This window comes from Aminobacterium sp. EBM-42 (genome assembly GCF_001896635.1).
GTDB lineage: Bacteria > Synergistota > Synergistia > Synergistales > Aminobacteriaceae > Aminobacterium > Aminobacterium colombiense.
In genome coordinates this window covers 1-20,594 of the sequence record NZ_MPPC01000004.1, presented here as the reverse complement: position 1 = coordinate 20,594, position 20,594 = coordinate 1, and the positions used below count along the sequence as shown (strand labels likewise).

The 20,594-nt window shown below is 45.2% G+C and carries 20 protein-coding genes; 17 read left to right on the top strand and 3 right to left on the bottom strand.

Annotation, left to right across the window (positions count from 1 at the left end):
- Window positions 1-2: 2 nt before the first annotated feature.
- Window positions 3-1,307 carry an asparagine--tRNA ligase gene (gene asnS, locus BUC50_RS00455; protein ID WP_013047784.1) on the bottom strand — a complete coding sequence of 435 codons (1,305 nt, stop codon included), beginning with the start codon at window positions 1,305-1,307 and terminating at the stop codon, window positions 3-5.
- 284 nt (window positions 1,308-1,591) lie between these two features.
- On the opposite strand from asnS, the gene BUC50_RS00450 reads away from it, so the two are divergent.
- Window positions 1,592-3,073: an AMP-binding protein gene (locus BUC50_RS00450; RefSeq protein WP_273015096.1), complete on the top strand. Its 1,482-nt coding sequence runs from the start codon at window positions 1,592-1,594 to the stop codon at window positions 3,071-3,073.
- 4 nt (window positions 3,074-3,077) lie between these two features.
- Window positions 3,078-4,121: a bifunctional heptose 7-phosphate kinase/heptose 1-phosphate adenyltransferase gene (locus BUC50_RS00445; RefSeq protein WP_013047786.1), complete on the top strand. Its 1,044-nt coding sequence runs from the start codon at window positions 3,078-3,080 to the stop codon at window positions 4,119-4,121.
- Here BUC50_RS00445 and BUC50_RS00440 read toward each other — a convergent pair.
- Window positions 4,078-4,950: an HAD family hydrolase gene (locus BUC50_RS00440; protein WP_148211309.1), complete on the bottom strand. Its 873-nt coding sequence runs from the start codon at window positions 4,948-4,950 to the stop codon at window positions 4,078-4,080. The genes BUC50_RS00445 and BUC50_RS00440 overlap by 44 nt on opposite strands.
- Before the next feature lie 69 nt (window positions 4,951-5,019).
- Here BUC50_RS00440 and BUC50_RS00435 point away from each other — a divergent pair, with 69 nt between their 5' ends.
- Together BUC50_RS00435 and BUC50_RS00430 are read left to right on the top strand one after the other, a co-directional pair.
- Window positions 5,020-6,027 (top strand): hypothetical protein, encoded by a 1,008-nt coding sequence (locus BUC50_RS00435; RefSeq protein WP_013047788.1) that lies wholly within the window; start codon window positions 5,020-5,022, stop codon window positions 6,025-6,027.
- Between the two features lie 96 nt (window positions 6,028-6,123).
- Entirely contained in the window at window positions 6,124-7,518 is a 1,395-nt protein-coding gene (locus tag BUC50_RS00430) for an aminotransferase-like domain-containing protein (RefSeq protein ID WP_013047789.1), read from the top strand.
- 9 nt (window positions 7,519-7,527) lie between these two features.
- Here the strand turns inward: BUC50_RS00430 and BUC50_RS00425 are convergent, their stop codons facing one another.
- Window positions 7,528-7,719, bottom strand: coding sequence for a hypothetical protein (locus BUC50_RS00425; protein WP_013047790.1), 192 nt, complete (start codon window positions 7,717-7,719; stop codon window positions 7,528-7,530).
- 200 nt (window positions 7,720-7,919) lie between these two features.
- Here BUC50_RS00425 and BUC50_RS00420 point away from each other — a divergent pair, with 200 nt between their 5' ends.
- From BUC50_RS00420 to recA, 13 genes are all read left to right on the top strand, one after another.
- Window positions 7,920-8,579, top strand: a complete 660-nt coding sequence (locus BUC50_RS00420; protein ID WP_013047791.1) for a GntR family transcriptional regulator — start codon at window positions 7,920-7,922, stop codon at window positions 8,577-8,579.
- A gap of 179 nt (window positions 8,580-8,758) precedes the next feature.
- Window positions 8,759-9,898: a DegT/DnrJ/EryC1/StrS family aminotransferase gene (locus BUC50_RS00415; RefSeq protein ID WP_013047792.1), complete on the top strand. Its 1,140-nt coding sequence runs from the start codon at window positions 8,759-8,761 to the stop codon at window positions 9,896-9,898.
- A gap of 106 nt (window positions 9,899-10,004) precedes the next feature.
- Window positions 10,005-10,700, top strand: a complete 696-nt coding sequence (locus BUC50_RS00410) for a zinc metallopeptidase (protein WP_013047793.1) — start codon at window positions 10,005-10,007, stop codon at window positions 10,698-10,700.
- Between the two features lie 118 nt (window positions 10,701-10,818).
- Window positions 10,819-11,490: a DUF6391 domain-containing protein gene (locus BUC50_RS00405; RefSeq protein WP_244392419.1), complete on the top strand. Its 672-nt coding sequence runs from the start codon at window positions 10,819-10,821 to the stop codon at window positions 11,488-11,490.
- The gene (locus tag BUC50_RS00400) at window positions 11,487-12,815 is read left to right on the top strand and encodes an RsmB/NOP family class I SAM-dependent RNA methyltransferase (protein ID WP_013047795.1); all 1,329 of its coding nucleotides are present in this window, start codon (window positions 11,487-11,489) and stop codon (window positions 12,813-12,815) included. Before BUC50_RS00405 ends, BUC50_RS00400 begins: the two co-directional genes overlap by 4 nt.
- A gap of 4 nt (window positions 12,816-12,819) precedes the next feature.
- Window positions 12,820-13,989, top strand: a complete 1,170-nt coding sequence (locus tag BUC50_RS00395) for a PASTA domain-containing protein (RefSeq protein ID WP_013047796.1) — start codon at window positions 12,820-12,822, stop codon at window positions 13,987-13,989.
- Window positions 13,968-14,699: a ribulose-phosphate 3-epimerase gene (rpe, locus tag BUC50_RS00390; RefSeq protein WP_013047797.1), complete on the top strand. Its 732-nt coding sequence runs from the start codon at window positions 13,968-13,970 to the stop codon at window positions 14,697-14,699. The genes BUC50_RS00395 and rpe overlap by 22 nt, the downstream gene beginning before the upstream one ends.
- Window positions 14,668-15,552, top strand: a complete 885-nt coding sequence (locus BUC50_RS00385; RefSeq protein ID WP_013047798.1) for a helix-turn-helix domain-containing protein — start codon at window positions 14,668-14,670, stop codon at window positions 15,550-15,552. Before rpe ends, BUC50_RS00385 begins: the two co-directional genes overlap by 32 nt.
- Window positions 15,552-16,841: a 30S ribosomal protein S12 methylthiotransferase RimO gene (gene rimO, locus BUC50_RS00380; RefSeq protein ID WP_013047799.1), complete on the top strand. Its 1,290-nt coding sequence runs from the start codon at window positions 15,552-15,554 to the stop codon at window positions 16,839-16,841. Before BUC50_RS00385 ends, rimO begins: the two co-directional genes overlap by 1 nt.
- On the top strand, window positions 16,838-17,305 hold the full coding sequence (locus tag BUC50_RS00375; protein WP_013047800.1) for a phosphatidylglycerophosphatase A family protein: 468 nt from the start codon (window positions 16,838-16,840) through the stop codon (window positions 17,303-17,305). The genes rimO and BUC50_RS00375 overlap by 4 nt, the downstream gene beginning before the upstream one ends.
- A gap of 6 nt (window positions 17,306-17,311) precedes the next feature.
- Window positions 17,312-18,541: a nicotinamide-nucleotide amidohydrolase family protein gene (locus BUC50_RS00370; protein WP_013047801.1), complete on the top strand. Its 1,230-nt coding sequence runs from the start codon at window positions 17,312-17,314 to the stop codon at window positions 18,539-18,541.
- Window positions 18,526-19,098, top strand: a complete 573-nt coding sequence (thpR, locus tag BUC50_RS00365) for an RNA 2',3'-cyclic phosphodiesterase (protein ID WP_013047802.1) — start codon at window positions 18,526-18,528, stop codon at window positions 19,096-19,098. The genes BUC50_RS00370 and thpR overlap by 16 nt, the downstream gene beginning before the upstream one ends.
- Window positions 19,099-19,162: 64 nt before the next feature.
- Complete coding sequence (recA, locus tag BUC50_RS00360) at window positions 19,163-20,275, top strand: recombinase RecA (protein WP_013047803.1); 1,113 nt, start codon at window positions 19,163-19,165, stop codon at window positions 20,273-20,275.
- Window positions 20,276-20,594 lie beyond the last annotated feature (319 nt).

Below are 20,594 nucleotides of genomic sequence, written 5' to 3'. Positions count from 1 at the left end.
ATTTACGGTTTTATCCTATAGATTGTCCTCGGCCATGGACTTGCTTCCCGAATGTGCTCGAGGCCGCAAATCCATGCTATGACCCGCTCTATTCCCATACCGAATCCACTATGAACGAAAGTTCCAAACTTGCGCAGATCGAGATACCAGTCATAGGACTTTTCGTTAAGCCCTTCTTCTTTAATTCTGGCAATAAGGCGTTTCATATCGTCTTCTCTCTGAGAACCTCCTATAATTTCGCCATATCCTTCCGGAGCTAAGAGATCATCGCATAGAACGAGGTCCGGATTTTCGGGATGTTCTTTCATATAAAAAGCCTTGACCTTTTTAGGGTAGCATTCTACAAATATGGGCTTGTCAAATTGCTGGGTTAGAATAGTTTCATCTTCGTTACCGAAGTCATCGCCATATGGAGTGGAACTTCCCAGTTCGTGGAGCATTTCTATAGCTTTATCGTAGGTGATCCGATAGAAAGGAGGTTTGACCTTCTCTAGTTTTGAGAGGTCTCGCCCTAAAGATTCAAGTTCATTTTTGCAGTGGAGAAGAACGTGTTCCACAATATAGGCGACAAGATTTTCCTGCAGCTTTATATTCAAATCGTGGTCATAAAAGGCCACTTCCGGCTCAAGCATCCAGAATTCAGTGAGATGGCGTCTGGTTTTAGATTTTTCAGCCCTAAAGGTGGGGCCAAAACAGTACACTTTCCCGAAAGCAGCAGCGGCGGCTTCAGCATAAAGCTGCCCTGTCTGGGCAAGATAGGCCTTGTCATTCTCAAAGTAATCAAGCTCAAAAAGTCCTGAGGCTCCTTCGCCAATGGAACCTGTGAGAATGGGGCTGTCAATCAGCATGAAGCCCTCATTATGAAGATATTCTCTTGCGGCCCAGATCACTCTCTCTCTTATCCGCATAATAGCCTGCTGGCGGCTGCTTCTGAGCCAGAGATGACGGTTATCAAGAAGAAAGTCGATACCGTGATCTTTTTTCCCGATGGGATATTCTTCATCAGGGTTTTGAATAACTTTCAGGCCTGTAACAGTGAGTTCTACTCCTGATGGCGCCCGCTCATCCAGACGAACAGTACCTTCCACCTCTACAGATGCTTCGAGCCAGAGTCGCTTGGCGTTTTCAAAAGCCTCTTCAGAAACCTCCCTTTTAACCATAACGCCTTGTACCGTTCCAGTTCCATCCCTCAACTGGAGGAAATGAATTTTGCCTGAACTGCGCTTATTGTACATCCAGCCCTTAATGGTGACACTTTCCCCTTCGTGTTGAGCCAGGTTATGAATGTAGATCCATGGTGCGGACATCTAGACCAACCTCCGTCCTATCATGTATATTACGTTTGACTTATATGATACACTAAGTCGGTATCTGCAAAAAGGAAGGTTTTTATAGTATATCTCAAAGCCTTTAGATTTAGGTACAGTGTGTATGTTATCAATGGTTTGCTGAAATAAAATCCTTTCCCTGTGGCAATAGTAAAGATACCTTTAACCTTAATTACCACAGTATCGTCTCATACTCTGAAAATTACAAGAGTTCAAAGTGCGGTTCAGAGTAAGCAGGACTTTTGAGGGTTGGGGGGAAAATAATGGAGAAAAATCTCGGTGATGTTGTAAAAGATTTCAGTAGAGAAGCGCCAGACAGAGATTACATTTGGTGGAATGGCGAATGGTGGAGCAGAAAGCGTTTTCAGGATACTGTAGAATCTATAGAAAAAGTTCTGATTGAAGCTGGTTTTAAAGCAGGGCAGAGAGTCGTCACATTACTCCCTAATTGCCCCCTTCTTTTAGCGTTGTCAGCAGCTTGTTGGCGGCAACAAGGGGCGGTTGTTCCTCTTAACATGTTAGCGGGGCCCCAATCCCTTGCCAGAAGCATCGCACATGCAGAACCTTTTGTAATCGTTGTTTCTGAGGGTGTTACCCCCCTTGGCATGGAAACTTTAAAAAAAGTAGCAGTCCCGGTGATTGCTGGAAATCTTCTTGGAACACTTCCCTCCTTTTCAGGCATATGCCAAACTCCATGTGATGAAGATGTAGCCGTCCTCTTTTATACGTCAGGAACTACCGGATTGCCGAAAGCTGTTCCCCTAACCCATGGGAACATATATAGCAATATAGAAGCAGCAGCTCAGCATTTTTCAGCATTCAAGCCGGAAGAATGCGTTATGCTGAACGCGTTGCCCAACTTTCACACGTTAGGATATTCTACCAGCGGCCTTTTGCCTCTGCTTAAAGGGGCCAGGCAAGTTGTCATCCCTTCTTTTATGCCCCCAGAAAGGGCTTTACAGGCCATTTCTGCTGCCGGAGTGAATTTTATAATAGGTGTCCCTGCAATGATAGCGTTGCTTGTAGCGGCAGCTGCCAAAGGAAGAATAGAGGTACCAAGGCATATTTCTACGATTGTGAGTGGTGGAGATCGTTTTCCTGTTTCCCTTGATGAAAGGGTTCGTTCTATTTTTGGTGTAAATGTGATGGAAGGCTATGGATTGACAGAATGTTCCCCTGTAGTTGCTGTCAACCCAGATTCGCTCCGCCGTAAAATAGGAACAGTCGGCACTTTTTTGCCGGGATTTGAGTATGAACTGCGAGATGAGAATAACAATCCTGTTCCTGGCAAAAAAGAAGGCATTCTTTGGCTGAAGGGACCTTCAGTAGTTAGGGAGTATTTTCGAGATCCTGAGAACACGGCTCTCAAATTTCAGAACGGCTGGTTTGACACGGGCGATCTCGTACGCATTGATGATGAAGGGTACGTTACTATTGTTGACAGAGTAAGCGACATTATTATCGTAGGGGGATTCAACGTCTACCCTCAGGAAGTTGAGGAAATCCTTACCAATTATCCAGGAGTTAAGGAGGCCGCAGTGGTTGGCGTATCCCATTCTGTGAGCGGACAAATAGTGAAGGCCTATATTATACGTAGTAACCCTGATATTACCATAAAAGAGCTTATGTCATATTGCAAAGGGCAGTTAGCTCATTATAAAGTTCCTCGTATCTATAAATTTGTTGATGATTTCCCCCGCAACAGTTTGGGGAAAGTGCTGAGGAGACAGTTGAGAGAAGGATAAACACATGGAATTGTTAAACATCCTTTCGAATCTTTTTAAGAACGTTCATGTGGTCGTTATTGGAGATGCTATGCTTGACCACTATATTTGGGGAGGGGTTTCCCGTCTTTCCCCCGAAGCGCCAGTACCGATAGTAGTGGTGGGTAAAGACGAGTACCGAGCAGGAGGAGCTGCCAATGTAGCGGTTAATATTGTTGCATTGGGAGGGAAAGTTACCCTGCTGTCCCCTATAGGTGCGGATTATGCCGGCAACATCCTGCTCGATGCTATTAAAGAAAAAGGAGTTAACGTTAAGACTTCTTTGATAAGACCCCATGTTCCAACAACGGTAAAAACGAGGGTTTTAGCTCTGAATCAGCAGGTCGTAAGAATTGACAGAGAAAAGAAGATTTCCCTGACCTTAAACGAGGAAGGTGATATTCTAGGATTTCTTGATGCTATCTCGCCTTTGCCTTCAATTGTTGTTTTTTCAGATTACGCAAAAGGGACCGTTACCTCGACTTTAGCAAGGAATATTATTCGTTGGGGCGATGAGCATCGCGTTCCGGTTATAGCTGATCCCAAGCCTCCTCACTGCCGCCGTTTCCGTGGAGCAACCCTTATTACTCCAAATGTAGCCGAGGCTGGAAAACTTATAGGGAGAGGGCTTGTTGATCAGGAGGCTATAGAGGCGGGGGCTCGTGAACTGAGGGAAAAACTTTCCCTTAAAGGCGTTCTGGTAACCCAGGGCAGTGATGGTATGACCTATGCCAGTGCACAACAGACCTTTCATTTGCCTGCTCTTTCTATGGAAGTCTATGATGTTTCGGGAGCAGGAGACACCGTAGTCGCGGCAATTTCCCTGGCGCTAGGCGGAGATTTTCCTATAGAGGAAGCATGTCGTTTTGCAAATATGGCAGCGGGTATGGCCGTACAAAAACGTGGTACCTCTATAGTTTCTTTAAGCGAGATCCTTACAGGGTGTTATGCAAGAGACATGTCAGAAATGGCTCTTCGCCTTAAATCTACCTTTTTTGACCAAATAGAAAAGAAAGAGCCTCTGCGGTAGTGCTAAATGTGAATTCCTGGCCTAGAAGTGTTGGACCAATGGCTATAAAAACACCCTTCCCAAAGGACTCAAGGCTTTTTCGATCGCTTTCTGCGTCGCCGAAATATAAGGGATAGGAGGCGTTAAAAAGGCTACAAAGAAATTCAATTCCTTTCGGAGATGGTTTTGTTATTCCTGATTCAGGAGTGACAATACGTTCGTTGGGAAAATCTTCCCACCCAAGCAAGGAAAGAGCGAGGTTCATTTCATCTTTTGACCGTCCCGTATAAATACCAGAAGGGAGGGGGAGTTTTTTCCAGTGACAGGAGATCTGGGGTTTTTCCCGTTTCCAATATCCTTTTGAAGATTTTATGAAAAGAGGCGATCTTCCTGTAATTGACATAACGTCTTCAGATCCAAAATAAAACTCCTCACAGATTCTTCGTACCATACTGCGAGAGATCCTTTCACCAAACTCTTTAATAACCCATTCTGTCACATTATTTCCGTCACACCTAATAAGAAGCCTTTCCCATTGATTAACAGGAGGTACGGCATCTTTAAAATTTTTTGTTTCTTGTGAGAGGATAGCGCAGAGAAATGCCCACGCTATGTCATAATCGTCGTTGAAGGCCTCATGTTGCTTTGCTGCATAAAAATGATCCAAAGTAAAACCTGTGCCATCCATAGTGTAATTGAGAATATTTTGCCATATCCATTGAATGCTGTCTTTTACTACCATGGGAAAAGATAAAGACGTGTCGATAAGAACACCGTCAACGTCAAATATTAGAAGGTCGGCTTTTTCTTCAAGGGTAAAGGGCATAGCAGAAACTCCTTTTAGAAACATTCTATTTGCTTCATCATCATACATGATGAAAGGAGTTTGAAAAAGAGAGAGAAGGAGGAGGCGTTTAAAATGACAGGTGACGCAATGGTACTGTTGCTTTTTGATCGTCATCATCCCTGTTGGGATGACGAGGCAGTCGCTTTGATGGGAGAGGACCCAGGGAGCCTTAAGAGGCTTTGTGACGAAGGTCTTCTGAAAAGAAATGAGACGATATATTCTCTGACCCCACGGGGGATGGAGGTTTTTAAGGAGTATTGTTCCCAATCCTTTTGTGAAAGCGTTCCAGGAGAGTCTCCCGATAATAGCTACGGGCAGGCCTACCTTTTATGGCGCACAAAATTTAAAAATCTTCTCGATCAAAGCTTTACAGCTCGATGGGGAGTGAAGGAGTTTCATGTAGATACTTATCTTGAATATGCGCCGGCCCTCCCGAAAGAAGAACTATACCATATAGATCATCCCCCCCATGTAACATGGACCTATGATAGCCATCCTGCCGTTGAAAGAATGAAAGAAGATTTTCCTATCTTGGGCCTGAAGGCAAGGGATTCGACTCCTCCTTCTTTGGAAGCCATAGAGAGCTGGCATAGTAAGAATGAAGTTGTAAAAGGATCTTTATATGTGGATCTTTTACTATTGAATCGTTGTGATTTTGCTTATTATATGCATCATCCTAAACATCCTAACGATGTCTTGGGGCTTGTGAACGCGGACAGATTCTATTGTTTTCGCACACTTCCCCCTTTCGATCAAAGCTGTAAAAAATATATAGACATCATTGGGAAAATACATCTCTTTCTGCTTAATCAGCGTAGGCTCTATATTCCGGGCTATGTAGATGTTGATTCAGCAGATCAGGATTCCCTCAATTGGGTAGTCTGGGTTGTGGATACAGAAAAAGAAGCAATATCAATGCATGGTCTTCTTGCCCCCATGGGAGAAAGTCTCATAGGTCCTGCGCATCCTATGGATGTTTGGGTTATCAGCCTTGAAGCTTTAAGGAGCGTAGAGAAAAAATATGAGTTAATCTATGACCTCTTCCCAAATGTAGCCCATCCTATAGTACGAAGCATATAATACATATAATAATAGAAATGGGCCCCGAGTCGGGGCCCATTTCTATTATGGAGCTGTTATAAATTAAGTATAATAGTTCTTAGAGCAATAAGCCTTGTGAAGGGAAAGATTGACATGATAGAGATTCCTCTTGATTACGATTCAGACATCCCCCTTTATCGTCAGATAACGTTTCATCTTAAAAAAATGATAGAAAAGGAGGCCTTGCCTCCGGGCTTGAAACTTCCGGGTTCCCGGCAGCTGGCAAAAGACCTTGGAGTAGGACGGGTGACTGTAATTGAAGCCTATAGACTTCTAGCCGACTATGGCTATGTGGTGGAACGGGGAAGAAGTGGCACCTATGTGGCACAAAGAAAAACATGTAATGAAAACAGAGAACAAAAAATCGAAACAAATTGGGATTTAGATTGCGTTCGTCCCTCATCAGATCTTATCCCCGCAACAGAACTGTCAAGAATTGCCAGAGATGTTTTAGCCTTTTGGGGACCCCAGGCTCTTTGCGAAGCTCCTCTTGCCGGTCTGGACACACTTAGGCAGGTTTTAGTGGAGCATGGCGCATCAAGGGGTATACCTGCTTTTTGGAAAGATGTATTTGTCACGGCAGGGGGACGCCATGGTCTGGCCCTTTCATTAGGAGCATTACGGCGCTGTGGTGTTGAAAAAATGTGGGTAGAAGAGCTGACCTATCCTGACGCTATTGCCATTGCCCAGTCTGAGGGGCTAAGCATAGGAATACTTCCCCCCCTTGAAGAAATCGCTGAAACATGGTATGAATCCCTGTCTGGAGCTGATGTGTTATATCTCGTCCCCAGTTTCCAGAATCCAACGGGGCAAACTATATCCGTTGCTGTGCGGCAGATGATTTTGCAAGGGAGCATTCGATACGGGTTCTGGATTCTGGAAGATGATGCATACGGAGAATTACGGTATGGAGACACGAGTATCTCTGCTCTGAAAGCAATGGATGGGGCGGACAAAGTAGTGTATCTCGGGTCATTCAGTCAAGTGCTATTCCCCGGCTTACGCATAGGCTACTCTCTTGTCCCAGAGCAACTTGAGGATTCTTTTATTTGTATCCAGGCGAGAAAATGGGGGCCAGTCTCATCTCTTGATCAACTTGTAGTGCAAAAATTTATCGAGGGCAAGGGGCTTGAATCCGCACTGGAACTGGCTCGGGGAGCCATTGAATCTCGCATGAAGGCCCTCACAGGAGCTTTGATGGAGAAATTGCCTAAAGCGCAGTTTTTAATGCCTGAAGGTGGCATATATCTTTGGCTTCGTTTGCCTGGGCTCGATGGCTGGGATGCTGCACAAAAGGCTCGAAAACAAGGGGTTCTTGTAACTCCAGGGAACATCTTTTCTTTAGATAGTAAACGGGTTGAAGCGGTTCGCTTGTCTGTTTGCGGTGTTCCCAGTGAGCATATAACGAGTATTGTCGGATGTCTTGATAAGGCATGGAACGCTTCTTTGTTTCCTTTACGCCATTTTTGAGCGTGGCCCTTATTGGGTAAGAGAGTCCAGATATTTTTTCCATAGCCACAGAGCCAGGAGAGCAGAAGCTGTTCCCCCTAGCAATCCGAAACAAATGTAAAAAGTGTTTCCTTTACCCCAAAGAAAGCCGCCAAGTCCGGCAAGAGCGTAGCCATAAAGAACAAGGGTAGTGATTGAAAGCAATAAAACACCAAATCTCATAAAAAACCTCCAGATATATGCTGTATGCAGCATTAGGGATGCTGTATAATGAGCTCAATTCAGTTATTTTTTTATTTTTATAGGGTATTTTACCACGTTATACCTTGTAGAGCAGTATAACGTATGTTAAAGTTATTTATGCAAAAGACAGACTGTTATACAATTAAAATTGTCTACTTTAATCAAGGAGGAATTTTTGAATGCGAGAAGCTAGGTTATATACGACCTCTGCTGATTATGCCTATCAGGAATTGCGCCACAAAATTATTACAAAACAGCTCAAGCCAGGACAGAGACTTCCGGAGGTGAATATTGCTGTTCAGATGGGGGTCAGCCGTACCCCTGTGCGGGAAGCCTTGCGAAGATTGGCTAGTGAGGGGCTGGTAATTATTATTCCCAATAGTGGGGCGAGATTAGCGGCACCGACAGCCAGAGAGATCGAGGATACTTTTTTGGTACGAGATCAGCTTGAAACCTTGGCTATCAGGCTTGCTGCCGAAAGAATCGGAGATAGACACCTTCGTCGTCTAGAAGAAGCTATGATTGAGGAAGGCCGTGCCATTGAAGAAAAAGACCTCGAAAAATATCTTGAAGTAAACGAAGCATTCCATAAGGCTATTGCAGATGCAAGTGGAAATAGAGTTTTGGCAGAATATGTAGAAAACATACTTGCCCGAACTAATGCCTATATTGTTTTCTATGACCCCTTCTATCAGCTTGAAACAATGCCAAGTATTGATGCCCACAGGGAAATCCTTGTGGCTCTGCGACATCATGATGCAGAAAAGTGTGTCAAGCTTCTGCGGGGACATCTCCAGGAAGCTATTATGGGTTTGCGCAAAGCGAGAGAAGAAGCATAGATTTATAATATAGGTTTATAATAATGATGATATGCGAGGTCAGAAAGCCAGGGCTGGATAACATCCAGCCCTTTTTTTTACCAAAAATAGAGTTGCATTGGGAAGATATATAGCGGAGACAGGCTTTTTTTGTCATAATGCCCATTCAGGAGAATGTATCTATGAGGAGGAAAACAACTATGGAAAGAAAAATACCGACACTTGATCTTAAAAGGAACTATACCCGTATCAAAGAAGAAATACAGGTGGCACTAAATGAAGTTCTTGAGAGCCAGTATTTTATTCTTGGCCCCTCAGTCAAGAATTTTGAGGATGAAGTTTCAAGTTATCTTGAAGGAGCTCAAGCCATTAGTTGTGCTTCTGGTAGCGATGCATTGTATCTTGCTCTGATGGCTCTCGGCATAAAGGAAGGAGACGAAGTTATCACGACTCCCTACTCCTTTTTTGCCACAGTCAGTTGTATCACCCGTCTTGGCGCCAAACCTGTATTTGTAGACATAGACCCCTGCACATACAACTTTGATTTGGACCAGGTTCGAGAAAAACTTACCCCTAAGACCAGGGCGATCATCGCAGTTCACCTTTTTGGACAGATGGTTCCCCTGGAGGGGATTGTTGAGGATCTTGAAGAGCGGGGAATTGTCATTGTTGAAGATGCTGCGCAGGCCTTCGGTTCCTGGAGAAAGGTCTCGAATGATATAAAGCGGGCTGGTGCCTGGGGGACAATGGGGTGCTATTCTTTCTTCCCCACGAAAAATCTCGGGGGGTATGGCGACGGCGGCATGGTCGTTTCTTCAAATGAAGCTCTTGCGTCCAGGGTGAAAACTTTGAGGGTGCATGGAGCCGGAACCACATATATACATGAAGAAGTCGGACTCAACAGCCGTCTTGATGCTTTGCAAGCGGCAGTTTTGCGTGTGAAACTTCGTCATCTTGATGAATGGAATGAAGAAAGAAGACTGGTCGCAGACAGATATAAAACACTTTTTGCGGAATATGACCTGCTGGACAAAATTCAGCCTCCCTATGAACTGGACGGGAATTACCATATTTACCATCAGTATGTTCCAAGAGTTATGCAGAAAAGGGAAGAGCTTTCTGAATATTTGGCAACGAAGGGTATTACAACCCGTGTCTATTATCCCCTTTGTTTGCACCTGCAACAATGCTTCGCTTTTTTGAACCACAAAGAAGGAGATTTCCCTGTAGCTGAGGGATTAAGCCGTGAAAGTCTCGCCCTTCCCATTTTCCCGGAATTAACAGAGGATGAGCAAGTTTATATAGCTTCAGCAATAAGAGATTTTTTCCGTCAAAAATAATTTGACCAATATTGCTCTTTCGCTCCTAACCGTGTAAAATACGGATGTAAATTGATGTTTTTTCAAGTAACATAATTCAAAAAGCCGGAACGATGGAGGTGATGGCATGTTTCCCTTGTTTTTTGACCCAACATTCGTACTGCTTATTCCAGCAGTCATTCTGGCCTTTTGGGCGCAAATGAAGGTGAAAACCGCCTATTCTGAATATAGCCGAGTTCTCTCAAGGAAGGGTATCTCCGGCGCTCAGGCGGCGCGGGCCCTTCTTGACCAGTTTGGAATGTATAACGTTCCTATTCAGAGAGTGGCAGGAAACTTAACAGATCATTATGACCCAAGGGACAGAACATTGCATTTATCCGAAGGGGTATTTAACAGTACGAGCATTGCAGCCATAGGCGTGGCAGCCCATGAAGTGGGCCATGCAGTGCAGCATCAGAAAAACTATGCTCCCCTTAAGTTTCGCAATGCAGTTGTTCCCGTGGTGGGAGTAGGTTCTTCTCTGGCTTTCCCTCTGTTCTTTTTGGGATTGCTTTTTCGAGGTCCCCTTTTGATGGATATTGGCATCCTCCTTTTTGTAGGGGTGATCATTTTTCATCTTGTTACTCTTCCAGTGGAATTTGATGCGAGTACCAGGGCGGTGAAACTTCTTGGCGATACGGGCATTCTTGGTTCTGATGAGATAACAGGGGCTAAAGCGGTTCTTAACGCTGCTGCTTTAACTTATGTAGCCGCGGCAGTTATGGCTTTTGCGCAGTTGGCTCGTCTTTTGTTCCTCCGTGGAATGTTTGGACACCGCGATTAGCAGGCTGTCATCCTGAAGCAAGGTGCGATATGATGGTGGGGTGGCGATCATGCTGCCTCACCTTTTATTTTTATGCTAAAAAAGGATGGTATTCATGCCCTTTCTTTTTTTATTACTGATGTTTTTCATAGCACCGTGGCTCGGTATGGTGGCACTGCTGTTTTTTCTTGTCTTTTTTATTGTCCTCCTGCCTTTGGGGTTTGCTGCCAGCTCTTTTATGTGGCTTATCGTCGGGCCGACACAGCTTTTTCGTGTCTTGTTCAATAAGAAAGTCCGCAAAAATCACGCTTTGGAACACGGGACTATCCATATTCTTGAAGAGTCTCTTGGACAATGCAATATTGAAGGGATGTCATATGATAATGGTTTTTCATTGCGTGGCCTCGTAGAACCCGCCGCTGCTCTTTATGCTGCAAGAGTGGCTCTTGAGCGCATGAACAGAGGAGAGTCATCCCTTGCCATTCATCCAAGATGCGGTACTACTGTCGTTGTCATTAACACCCTTTCGTCCCTGCTTTTTATACTCTTGCTTTTGGCGACAGGTTCTTTGAGCCTGTTGAACGTTATAATCGCCCTTATTGCAGCTCATGTCCTTGGTCCAGTTATGAGTTCAGTGGTGCAGCGCTATGTTACCACTGATTCCGACGTTCAAGGTCTTGAAATAACTGGCATAGAAGTGCGTGCTGCAAATAGGGGGTTTGGAGGCGTATATGTTTATGGGCCCTCCCAGCTATTTATTCGAACACGTCAAAAATCCAATGTTATTGAACCGGAGGTCCTTTTTTCATGAGGGGAATAGAAGCGGCGCTTTACGTATTAACGGAAGTTTCCAAAGGACGGTTTGCCAGCGAGTCTCTTCGTAAAGTATCAGATCGAATGACAGAGGGAGATAGAATTCTGGCTTCATCTCTCGTGTATGCGGCTCTACGCCGTCAGACGCTTTGGAAAAAGGTTTGCGAAAATTTTCTTAGGTTTCCTTTTGATTCCTTGTCATGGTGCACGCGCCACGCGCTGGTAATAGGGGCGGCCGGAATTATAGAGTTGCGACATTTTGCCCCCATGGTTCTTGTCAGCGCATTAGTTGATGAAATAAAAAAACGTGGGTTAGAAAAAGAGGCCCGCATTGTAAATGCAGTACTTCATAGAGTTGAAGAACGGGGCAAGTTTATTGTTGATGAAATGAAGAAAAGTTCTTCCTTCCAGGATAAAGCCCTTTTGGGAGGCATTCCTCTTTTTGTAGCTTATCAATGGAAAGATACCTGGGGACAGGCTGAGACGCTGAAACTCATCAATCTCTTTCGTATTCGCCCTTACGCATCTTTAAGGGTGTTGCCGAAAGACCATATTCCTTCTCTTGTTAAAGGCCTAAAACAGGATCATATATATGGATGGCCATCACCACTGCTTGAATGCTCCGTTAGAACAGCTTCTTTTGCTTTTCCCCCCAATCTTCCAGGATTTAACGAGGGAAAAGTTACGGTGCAAAGCGAATCATCCATGCTTGCCGGGGAAATGGTGACCCGTTTATGGAAAGATGGCCTAATTCTTGACATGTGTGCGGGGCGAGGTATTAAGACGGGACAGATTGCAACCCTTTTGCCTCATGCTAAGATTGAAGCGTGGGAACTTTCCAAAGGAAGATGTGCCGCTGCGAGAAGAGAATTAAAGCGTCTTTCTATCTCTCAGCGGGTTATAATTCGTCAGGGGGACTCTTTGAGTATGTCTCCACAGAGCACTCCGAATCTTGTTTTTCTTGATGCTCCCTGTTCCGGAAGCGGTACCTGGAGCCGACATCCTGAATCTAGATGGGCCCTTACAAAAGAGAAAATGGAGGAACTTGTACAGCTTCAGAAAGGACTTCTGAGAAAAGCGGTAGATCTAGTTGCACCAGGTGGACTCATCCTTTACTCTACATGTAGTTTATTACGTCAGGAAAATGAACAGGTTATTGCAGAAGTGTTAGCTGATAATCATAATCTTATTGAAATGTCTCTTCCTCTTTCAGGACGGCATGTGCGTAAGGGGCGGCCATGGGGTACATATATTTGGCCACTGTTGCCATGGCTTGATGGTTTTTATATGATGGCAATCCTGAAAAGAAATCAGGAGGTTTAAAAAAATGGGTAGAATGTATAAATGGGTGATGTTCCTGATCCTGCTTGTGATAGTCGTTTCCGGCGGGATGGCTGTTTTAACTATTTGGTCAGGCGGCAAAGGGCTGGCAGTTCCTCCTTTGAAAGAAATGTCAGTCGTAGAGGCAGTAGATGAAGCTCAGCGGTTAGGGCTTAAATTAAAGATAGAACAGATCGAATCCACCCTTCCGGGAGGAACCGTTTTATCCCAATGGCCTGAACCAGGTGCAAAAATAAAAAAAGACGCAACGGTAATTTTGAAGGTTAGTAAAGGTGGAAATCGAATAGCCTTGCCGGACGTGAGAGGACTTGAATATTCTCAGGCTCTTAAAAAACTGGAAGAGAGTGGTTTTCAGGCGGGAGATACTTTACGAGTTTCTGATGATACCAGAGCTGCAGGGGTTGTTATTGCCCAGAGCCCATCAGCCCCAGTAATGTTAGAGAGTACGAGAAAGATAGATCTCCTTGTGAGTCAGGGGCAAGTTTCCCAGAACGGCTTGATTCAGGTGCCGGAAGTATTGCAGCGAGAAGAACAAATTGCTCGCAAGCTCGTAGAAGAATCAGGCCTTGTTGTTGCAAATGTAGAGTATGTCTATACTCAGAACTCCCCAGAAGGGATGGTCATCTCTATTCGTCCAAAAGTGGGGACCTCCCTTAAACGGGGGCAGGGAGTTGTTCTGCAGGTGGCGTCTTTGAAGAAGCCGCCATCCCAGGAGAAAGCAGAAGTTTCTCAGGCTGGAACAGTTCTGGCTTCAGCTGTTTCTGGCACGGCAGAGAAAGTTTCTGGACAGACGGAGGCAACTTCAAAAAGTCAGTTGCCCTCAGGTGGTACATTGATTCCTGTAAAACCGCCATCCTCGAAACCAAGTACCGCGACGGCTCCTGTGACTAAGCCTTCCACACAGCTGGCAGCGACTCCAAAATCAGCGCCAGTACCGGCAGGAAGTAAAGTGGCAAAGATACGCTACCAGGTTCCTCCTTTGACAAAGCAGATGCCCTTGAAAATAGAGATTGTTGATGGAAGTGGTACGCGAGTTCTTTTAAATCGTGAAGTAAAGGGTGGGGAATACGTTTCCCTTGAAGCTCCTTATATAGAGGAAGGGGTCGTTACTATCTTTCTCGGAGGTGAATTCGTGTGGCAAGATCGTTACCGCTAGAGAAAGAGCCGGGTGCTTTTCTTGTGGCCCCTTCTCTTCTTTCTGCGGATATTCTAAATATGGAAAAAAGCATCACATTGTTACAGGGAACTCACGACTGGCTGCATCTTGATATTATGGACGGCCACTTTGTTCCTAATTTATCCTATGGACCAGGTCTCGCGAAAGCTTTAAGGAGCAGTTATCCGTCAACTGTCATAGATGCTCATTTAATGGTAGTGCCACCAGAAGACTTTATCGATGCTTTTGCAGCGGCAAAACCGGATTACTTAACGGTTCACGTCGAGGCGACTCCACATCTTCATAGGGTTTTGTCCAGGATCAGGGATCTTGGCTGCCGGCCAGGGGTAGCCCTTAATCCTGCTACTCCAGTAGAGTGGATATATCCTGTACTTCCCATGGTTGACCTCGTGCTTGTCATGTCTGTTAACCCTGGATTTGGCGGTCAGTCGTTTATCAGCGAAACTTTACAAAAAACGGTGGATCTTTATAGGCATCGTGTCGCCCATAACCTCTCCTTCCTCATACAAATGGATGGTGGTATTGGCCGCGAGACGATTAGAGAGGTTGTAAGCTCAGGATGCGACGTAGTAGTTATGGGGAGTTCTATTTTTGGAACTCCTGACCCTGCTGAAACAATCCGTGAACTGAGAGCATGTGTTAAGGGGGCAGTGGTCGGTGAAAAGGGAACGACGCCAAGTAACTCTTGAAGAGCTCGGTCGGGCAATAAAGGCTAGAAGAGAAGAGAAGGGGTTGTCTCTTCAGAATGTTGCTGATATCACTAAGATACGAATTCATTTCATCGAGTATATAGAAAACGGACATTTTGAAAAATTTCACGGCATTGTCTATGCGAGGGGCTTTGTGCGCTCCGTACTTAAAGTTATAGAATCTGAAGACCTTTGGGAATACTATAAGCCCCTTTTGTATGACGCTCCCGGGCGAGATGAAAAGGAGAGCAAATTAACAGGTGCCTGCACCCCCCCAACCCGGGGATTCAAACCTGCCTCTCGTTTCTGGGTCATACTGATTCTGCTCTTTACTGTTGTGGGGACAGGGTGGTATGCATGGTTTTCCTGGAAAGAAGGGGGACTCAACATTGAGCAGGTTGCTCAGGGCGGTGGAGGAAACAATGGAGCCATTGAAACTTCAGTAGTGTCCGAAGATATAAAATCTGGAGACGTTAAGTCAGAAGATTTGATCGTTGTTTTTGAAGGAGTTGTTTCTCCTGATGCAGAAAAAAAGATCCTTGACGATGGTGAAATGGCAGAAGAAACAGCAGAAGCCCCAGAACCTGTCCCCCAATTTCCTACTTTAGAAATAGAGGGTACTGGAGCCTGCTGGCTTAAGGTTCGTACCAAGGAAGCAACCATTCATCAGGGGATCCTGGAAAAAGGACAAAAGTACACTCTTGAAGTGAAAGAAGAAGTTACAGTGACCTATGGACGGGCCAGCGACGTGCAAGTGACCTGGAATGGCGAAGAATTAGGTCGCCCTGGAAGTGGAGGGCGAGTTGTTCATATTTTTTATTCTTCAGACGGAAAGACAGGCAGGGTGAACTAGTGAATATTTATATCATTAGTCTTGGATGCGCAAAGAATTCAGTAGATAGCGAAAACCTTATAGGAATGCTTCGGGCCGCTGGTTTTAGAGTTGTTGACTCTATAGATGAAGCCCAGGTGGCCATTGTCAATACGTGTGGATTTATTCAACCGGCGGTGGAAGAGAATGTTGACATAATCCTCGACTTGGAGCGATTAAAAGAGGAGGGCAGACTCCAGAAAATTGGGGTGGTCGGATGTCTTGTCAACCGTTATGGTGAAGAGCTCAAAAAAGAACTTCCCAGTGTTGACATATGGTCTCAGGCAGAAGAATGGGAATCTGTCGTACGGCAGCTTGGAGCCAAACCTTCTAACTGGCAGCGGGGGATGTTGCCGGGGACCCGGCCCTGGAGCCGTTATTTAAAAGTGGGGGAGGGATGCGACAGCTTTTGTTCTTACTGCACAATCCCTTCAATTCGTGGATGGGCTCGAAGCTATCCCATAGAAGTTCTGACCAGTGAAGCGTCTCGTTTAGTAGAAGAAGGAGCCAGGGAAATCTGTCTTGTTGGCCAGGATCTTACAGTGTATGGGCGAGATGTTTATGGTAAGCCTTCACTGATCGCCCTTCTCGACTCTCTTACAGCATCATTGCCTCAGGAAGTGTGGCTTCGCCTCCTTTATCTTCACCCTGCGCGGGTGGATGAAAGGTTTATTGATTATATTTCTTCCAGCAAGAGTGTACTGCCGTATCTTGATATCCCCATTCAACATGTGGAAGGAGACCTGCTCCGGCGTATGAACCGGAAAGAAAACGAGGAATCCCTCCGTACTCTTTTTGGATACATCCGCAAAAAGAACCCGCTTTTTGCTTTGCGAACCACCTTTATTGTGGGTTTCCCTGGAGAAACAGAAGAACAGTTTGAAAAGGTACTTGATTTTGCTGAAGATATGGAAATCGATAGAGTTGGAGCTTTTGCCTATTGCGCAGAAGAGGGAACCATTGCTGCTACTTTACCTGGGCAGCTTTCGTCGAAGATAAAAGAAGAGCGATACAATCGCTTAATGGAACTGCAATCGGAAATTTCTTTACGCAGACAAAGTCTTTTTGTGGGAAGGGAATTGACAGTTCTTGTGGAAACCATAGATAACGAAGACAATATTGCTTGGGGACGTTCCTATAGAGATGCTCCAGAAGTGGATGGCCTTGTAGGAATTATGGAAGGAGCCCACTTAAAAGAGGGGGCTTTTGTTAAAGTTAAAATCACAGAAGCCGAAGAGTATGACCTTCTTGGCGTGGAGGTTGTTTCATGAAGCGAAATCTTTCTATAGCGGGAAAAATTTCAACTCTGGCGGGACTCGGTTTTTTTACATCCATGCCCGGCACCCTTGGTTCAGGAGTGGCCTTTGCCCTTTATTTACTTTGGGCAGTGCCCTGGTGGGGAATAATAGCTGTTATGCTGCTGGGGATATGGGCAGCGGATCTTTACGGAAAAGAAACTTGTCAAAAAGATCCTAAAGAAGTGGTTATTGACGAAGTAGTGGGGACGTGGATCTCAATGTACGGTCTTCCTGCAGGATTTTGGGTCCCCGCACTTTTTCTCTTTCGAATTATAGATATTATCAAACCTATTCCTGTTTCTACAGTCGAGAAACTCCCAGGAGGATTGGGGATTGTAGCTGATGACGTTGTAGGCGGAATCATGACGAACCTATTGCTTTGGGGAATATACTGGCTTTATTGCGGAGGAGGACTTCAAATTCTTCTTGGGAGATGATGTGTAGTGAAGCGTGCTGTTCTTCTCGCCATAGGTGACGAATTACTGAGCGGCAGTCGGCGGGATATTAATTGTTCATGGTTGGCCTCCAAGTTTGCAGATGCAGGGTGGGAGGTTCGCAAAATAGAGTTTTTACCGGATGAAAACGCTCCTATCGTTCAGGCCCTGGATCATTGGGCGGGTCAGACAGAAATAGTCGTTCTATCTGGGGGATTGGGGCCAACCCATGATGATAAGACCCGTCAGGCCCTTGCGGATTTTCTCAGTGTCCCTCTCATAATAGACCATAAGGCGTACAACAAAATTGCGGAGCGTTATAACCCAGCGGAACAGGAAGGGATAGAACGCTCAAGAAGCACCCAAGGGGCCATTCCGGAAGGAACGACCGCAGTGCATAATTCGAAAGGGTCTGCCCTCGGTATTTCTTTCCACCATAAACAGACTGTTTTTTTCTCCTTCCCTGGGGTTCCTGATGAATTTCAAAAAATGGCGGAAGAGTGCGTTATTCCTATTCTTCAAAATGAGTTTGCGGCGCGACGGTCCTTTTTTGTTACAGGTTGGGCAGAAAGTCTTTTAAAGGATCATCTGGCGTCTGTCTTTAAAAGGAGGGATCTCCATATTTCCATTCTTCCTTCAGTGAACCTCATAGAACTGGCTTTAAGCGGCGAAGAATCCATTGTCAATGAAGTGGCATCGGATATTCTTTCCTTGCTCCCTCATGATTGTCTCCCCTCTGGATGTCGCTCTCTCCCCGAAGCCATTTATTATGAGGCAACGAAGAAAAACCTTTCTGTCTCAGCGGCAGAATCTTGCACTGGGGGAATGATAGGTGCTGCCTTGACTGGCATTTCAGGAGTATCTAAAGTCTTTTATGGAAGTGCTGTATGTTACAGCAATGATGCTAAAAAAGATCTTCTTGCAGTACCATCCTTTATAATAGAAAAATATGGGGCAGTAAGCTCAGAGTGTGCCATTGTTATGGCGGAAAGGGCACAAAAGATGTTTAAGACAGATATAGCGATTTCTGTTACGGGCATAGCGGGGCCCGATGGGGCAACCGCTGAAAAACCTGTAGGGATGGTGTGGTTTGGTCTGGCTTCATCAGAACACTCCTGCACTTTCAGAAAGTTTTTTTCAGGGGACCGGGATAGAGTAAGAAAAAGGGCCACTGCGGCAGCTCTTGAATATCTATGGAGGTCTTTGAAGGGAGAAGAAATTGTATGTCCCTATTCATAAGGACCTTTGTCTGTGTAGAATTGCCAGAGCAGCATCGCCGAACTCTCGCTGTGACACTCAAGTCCCTAAAAAAGAACTTTTCAGAAATAAAATGGGTGTCTCCTCAGACGCTACATCTTACCCTTAAATTTTGCGGGGAGCAGTCAGAAGACACCATAGGCTGCTTTTCTTCTTATATAAAAGAAGAATTGCAGCTCCGGCGACTCGATCCCTTTCTCATCACCCTGGGGAGCGCGGGCGCATTTCCGTCTCTTAAAAGACCAAGGACTCTCTGGATTGGTGTAACAGAAGGAGGAGACCCCCTCCTATCTCTTGTGGAATTAGTGGAAAAAGCAGGACTTCGCGCTGGTGTTGAAAAAGAGAAGCGGATTTTTCATCCCCACCTTACTTTAGCCAGGATTCGTCCAGGAACCTTTGTTTCGCCCCAACTTGAAGAAGAGCTAGGTAGACAGAATTTCAATTCATTATCTTGGAAAGTGAGCTCTATTGTTCTCATGAAAAGCGAATTACGCCCCGAAGGGGCGCAGCACACTCCTCTGGAAACATATTCTCTATAATGATATGGTATAGACTACGTTTGGTGAGGTCTTATGGAATGAAATCATGGGAGGTTTTGATTCTATGGCAAAAAAGAAAAATCCACAGACCCGAGAAGACATACTTGAACTAGCAATAGATGATATTCGCAGTAAGTTTGGAGAAGGATCCATAATGCGGCTAGGAGATCCTTTCAAAGTGCAGGTGGAGGTTATATCCACTGGAATATTGCCCCTTGACGTAGCTTTAGGGATAGGCGGATTGCCGAAGGGGCGAATCGTCGAGATCTTTGGCCCCGAGGGATCGGGTAAAACCACAGTGGCGCTCCATGGCATCGCAGAGGCTCAGAAAGCAGGGGGCATAGCGGCTTTCATTGATGCGGAACATGCCCTTGACCCTAGGCTTGCGGCTTCATTGGGGGTAGATGTTCAGTCTTTATATGTAGCTCAGCCAGATAGTGGCGAGCAGGCTCTTTATGTTCTTGACACGCTTGTCCGGAGCGGTGCGGTAGATCTGGTGGTGGTGGACTCAGTGGCAGCCCTGACGCCTCAGGCTGAGATAGATGGCAAGATAGGCGACAGTCAGCTTGGATTGCAAGCCCGTCTGATGTCCTATGCTCTTCGTCGTCTTACCTCTGCTATTTCTCGCAGCAATTGTGTCGTTGTTTTTATAAACCAGCTTCGCGCAAAAATCAGCACTGGATATAGCAGCGGCCCCCAGGAAACAACAACCGGGGGAAGAGCCCTGAAATTTTATAGTTCTGTACGTGTTGAGGTGAAAAGGGGAAAGAGTATAAACAAAGGTGAAGACGCCATAGGCCATGAGTTATGGATGAAAGTTGTCAAAAACAAGCAGGCGCCTCCCTTCAGAACGGCTCATGCAAGTCTAATTTACGGTAAAGGTGTTCCTAAGGGAATGTCCTTGCTTGATATGGCCATTGATCTGGAAGTAATGAAAAAAAAGGGATCGTGGCTTGCATATAAGGGGGAGACCATCGGCCAGGGCAAGGATAACGTCGCCCAATATCTAGAAGATCATCCTGAGCTTATGGAGGAACTTACGACAGAGATCATGTCGAAGGTTGCGGAGGGCTTAGGTTTTGTTCTGGGCGAGGATGAAGATGACGACGGTGGAAATATAGAAAAAGAAGAGGATCTGCCTATCGAAGAAGGCATACTAGAACTGGACGAAGAATAAAATTATTTATACACAAACATTACATCTTCCTTAAAACTCTTTGCTTTTAATTCAAAAAATCCTTTTATATAAAGGATACTCTGGTAAATCTTTATAAAATTTAAGTAAATGTAAGGATATGAATTCACAGGGAATACTTTTTAGAAAAAAGCGTTCCCTGTGTTAGTGTTGACAGTAGGGAGAAACTCAAGTATTATCGTCAGGCACTCTGGAAAAGAGGGCAACAGAGCACCTTGTAAAGTGAATAGGCGAGACGAAAACGAGAAGCCAGTCAATTTAAGAAATTTATGGAGAGTTTGATCCTGGCTCAGGACGAACG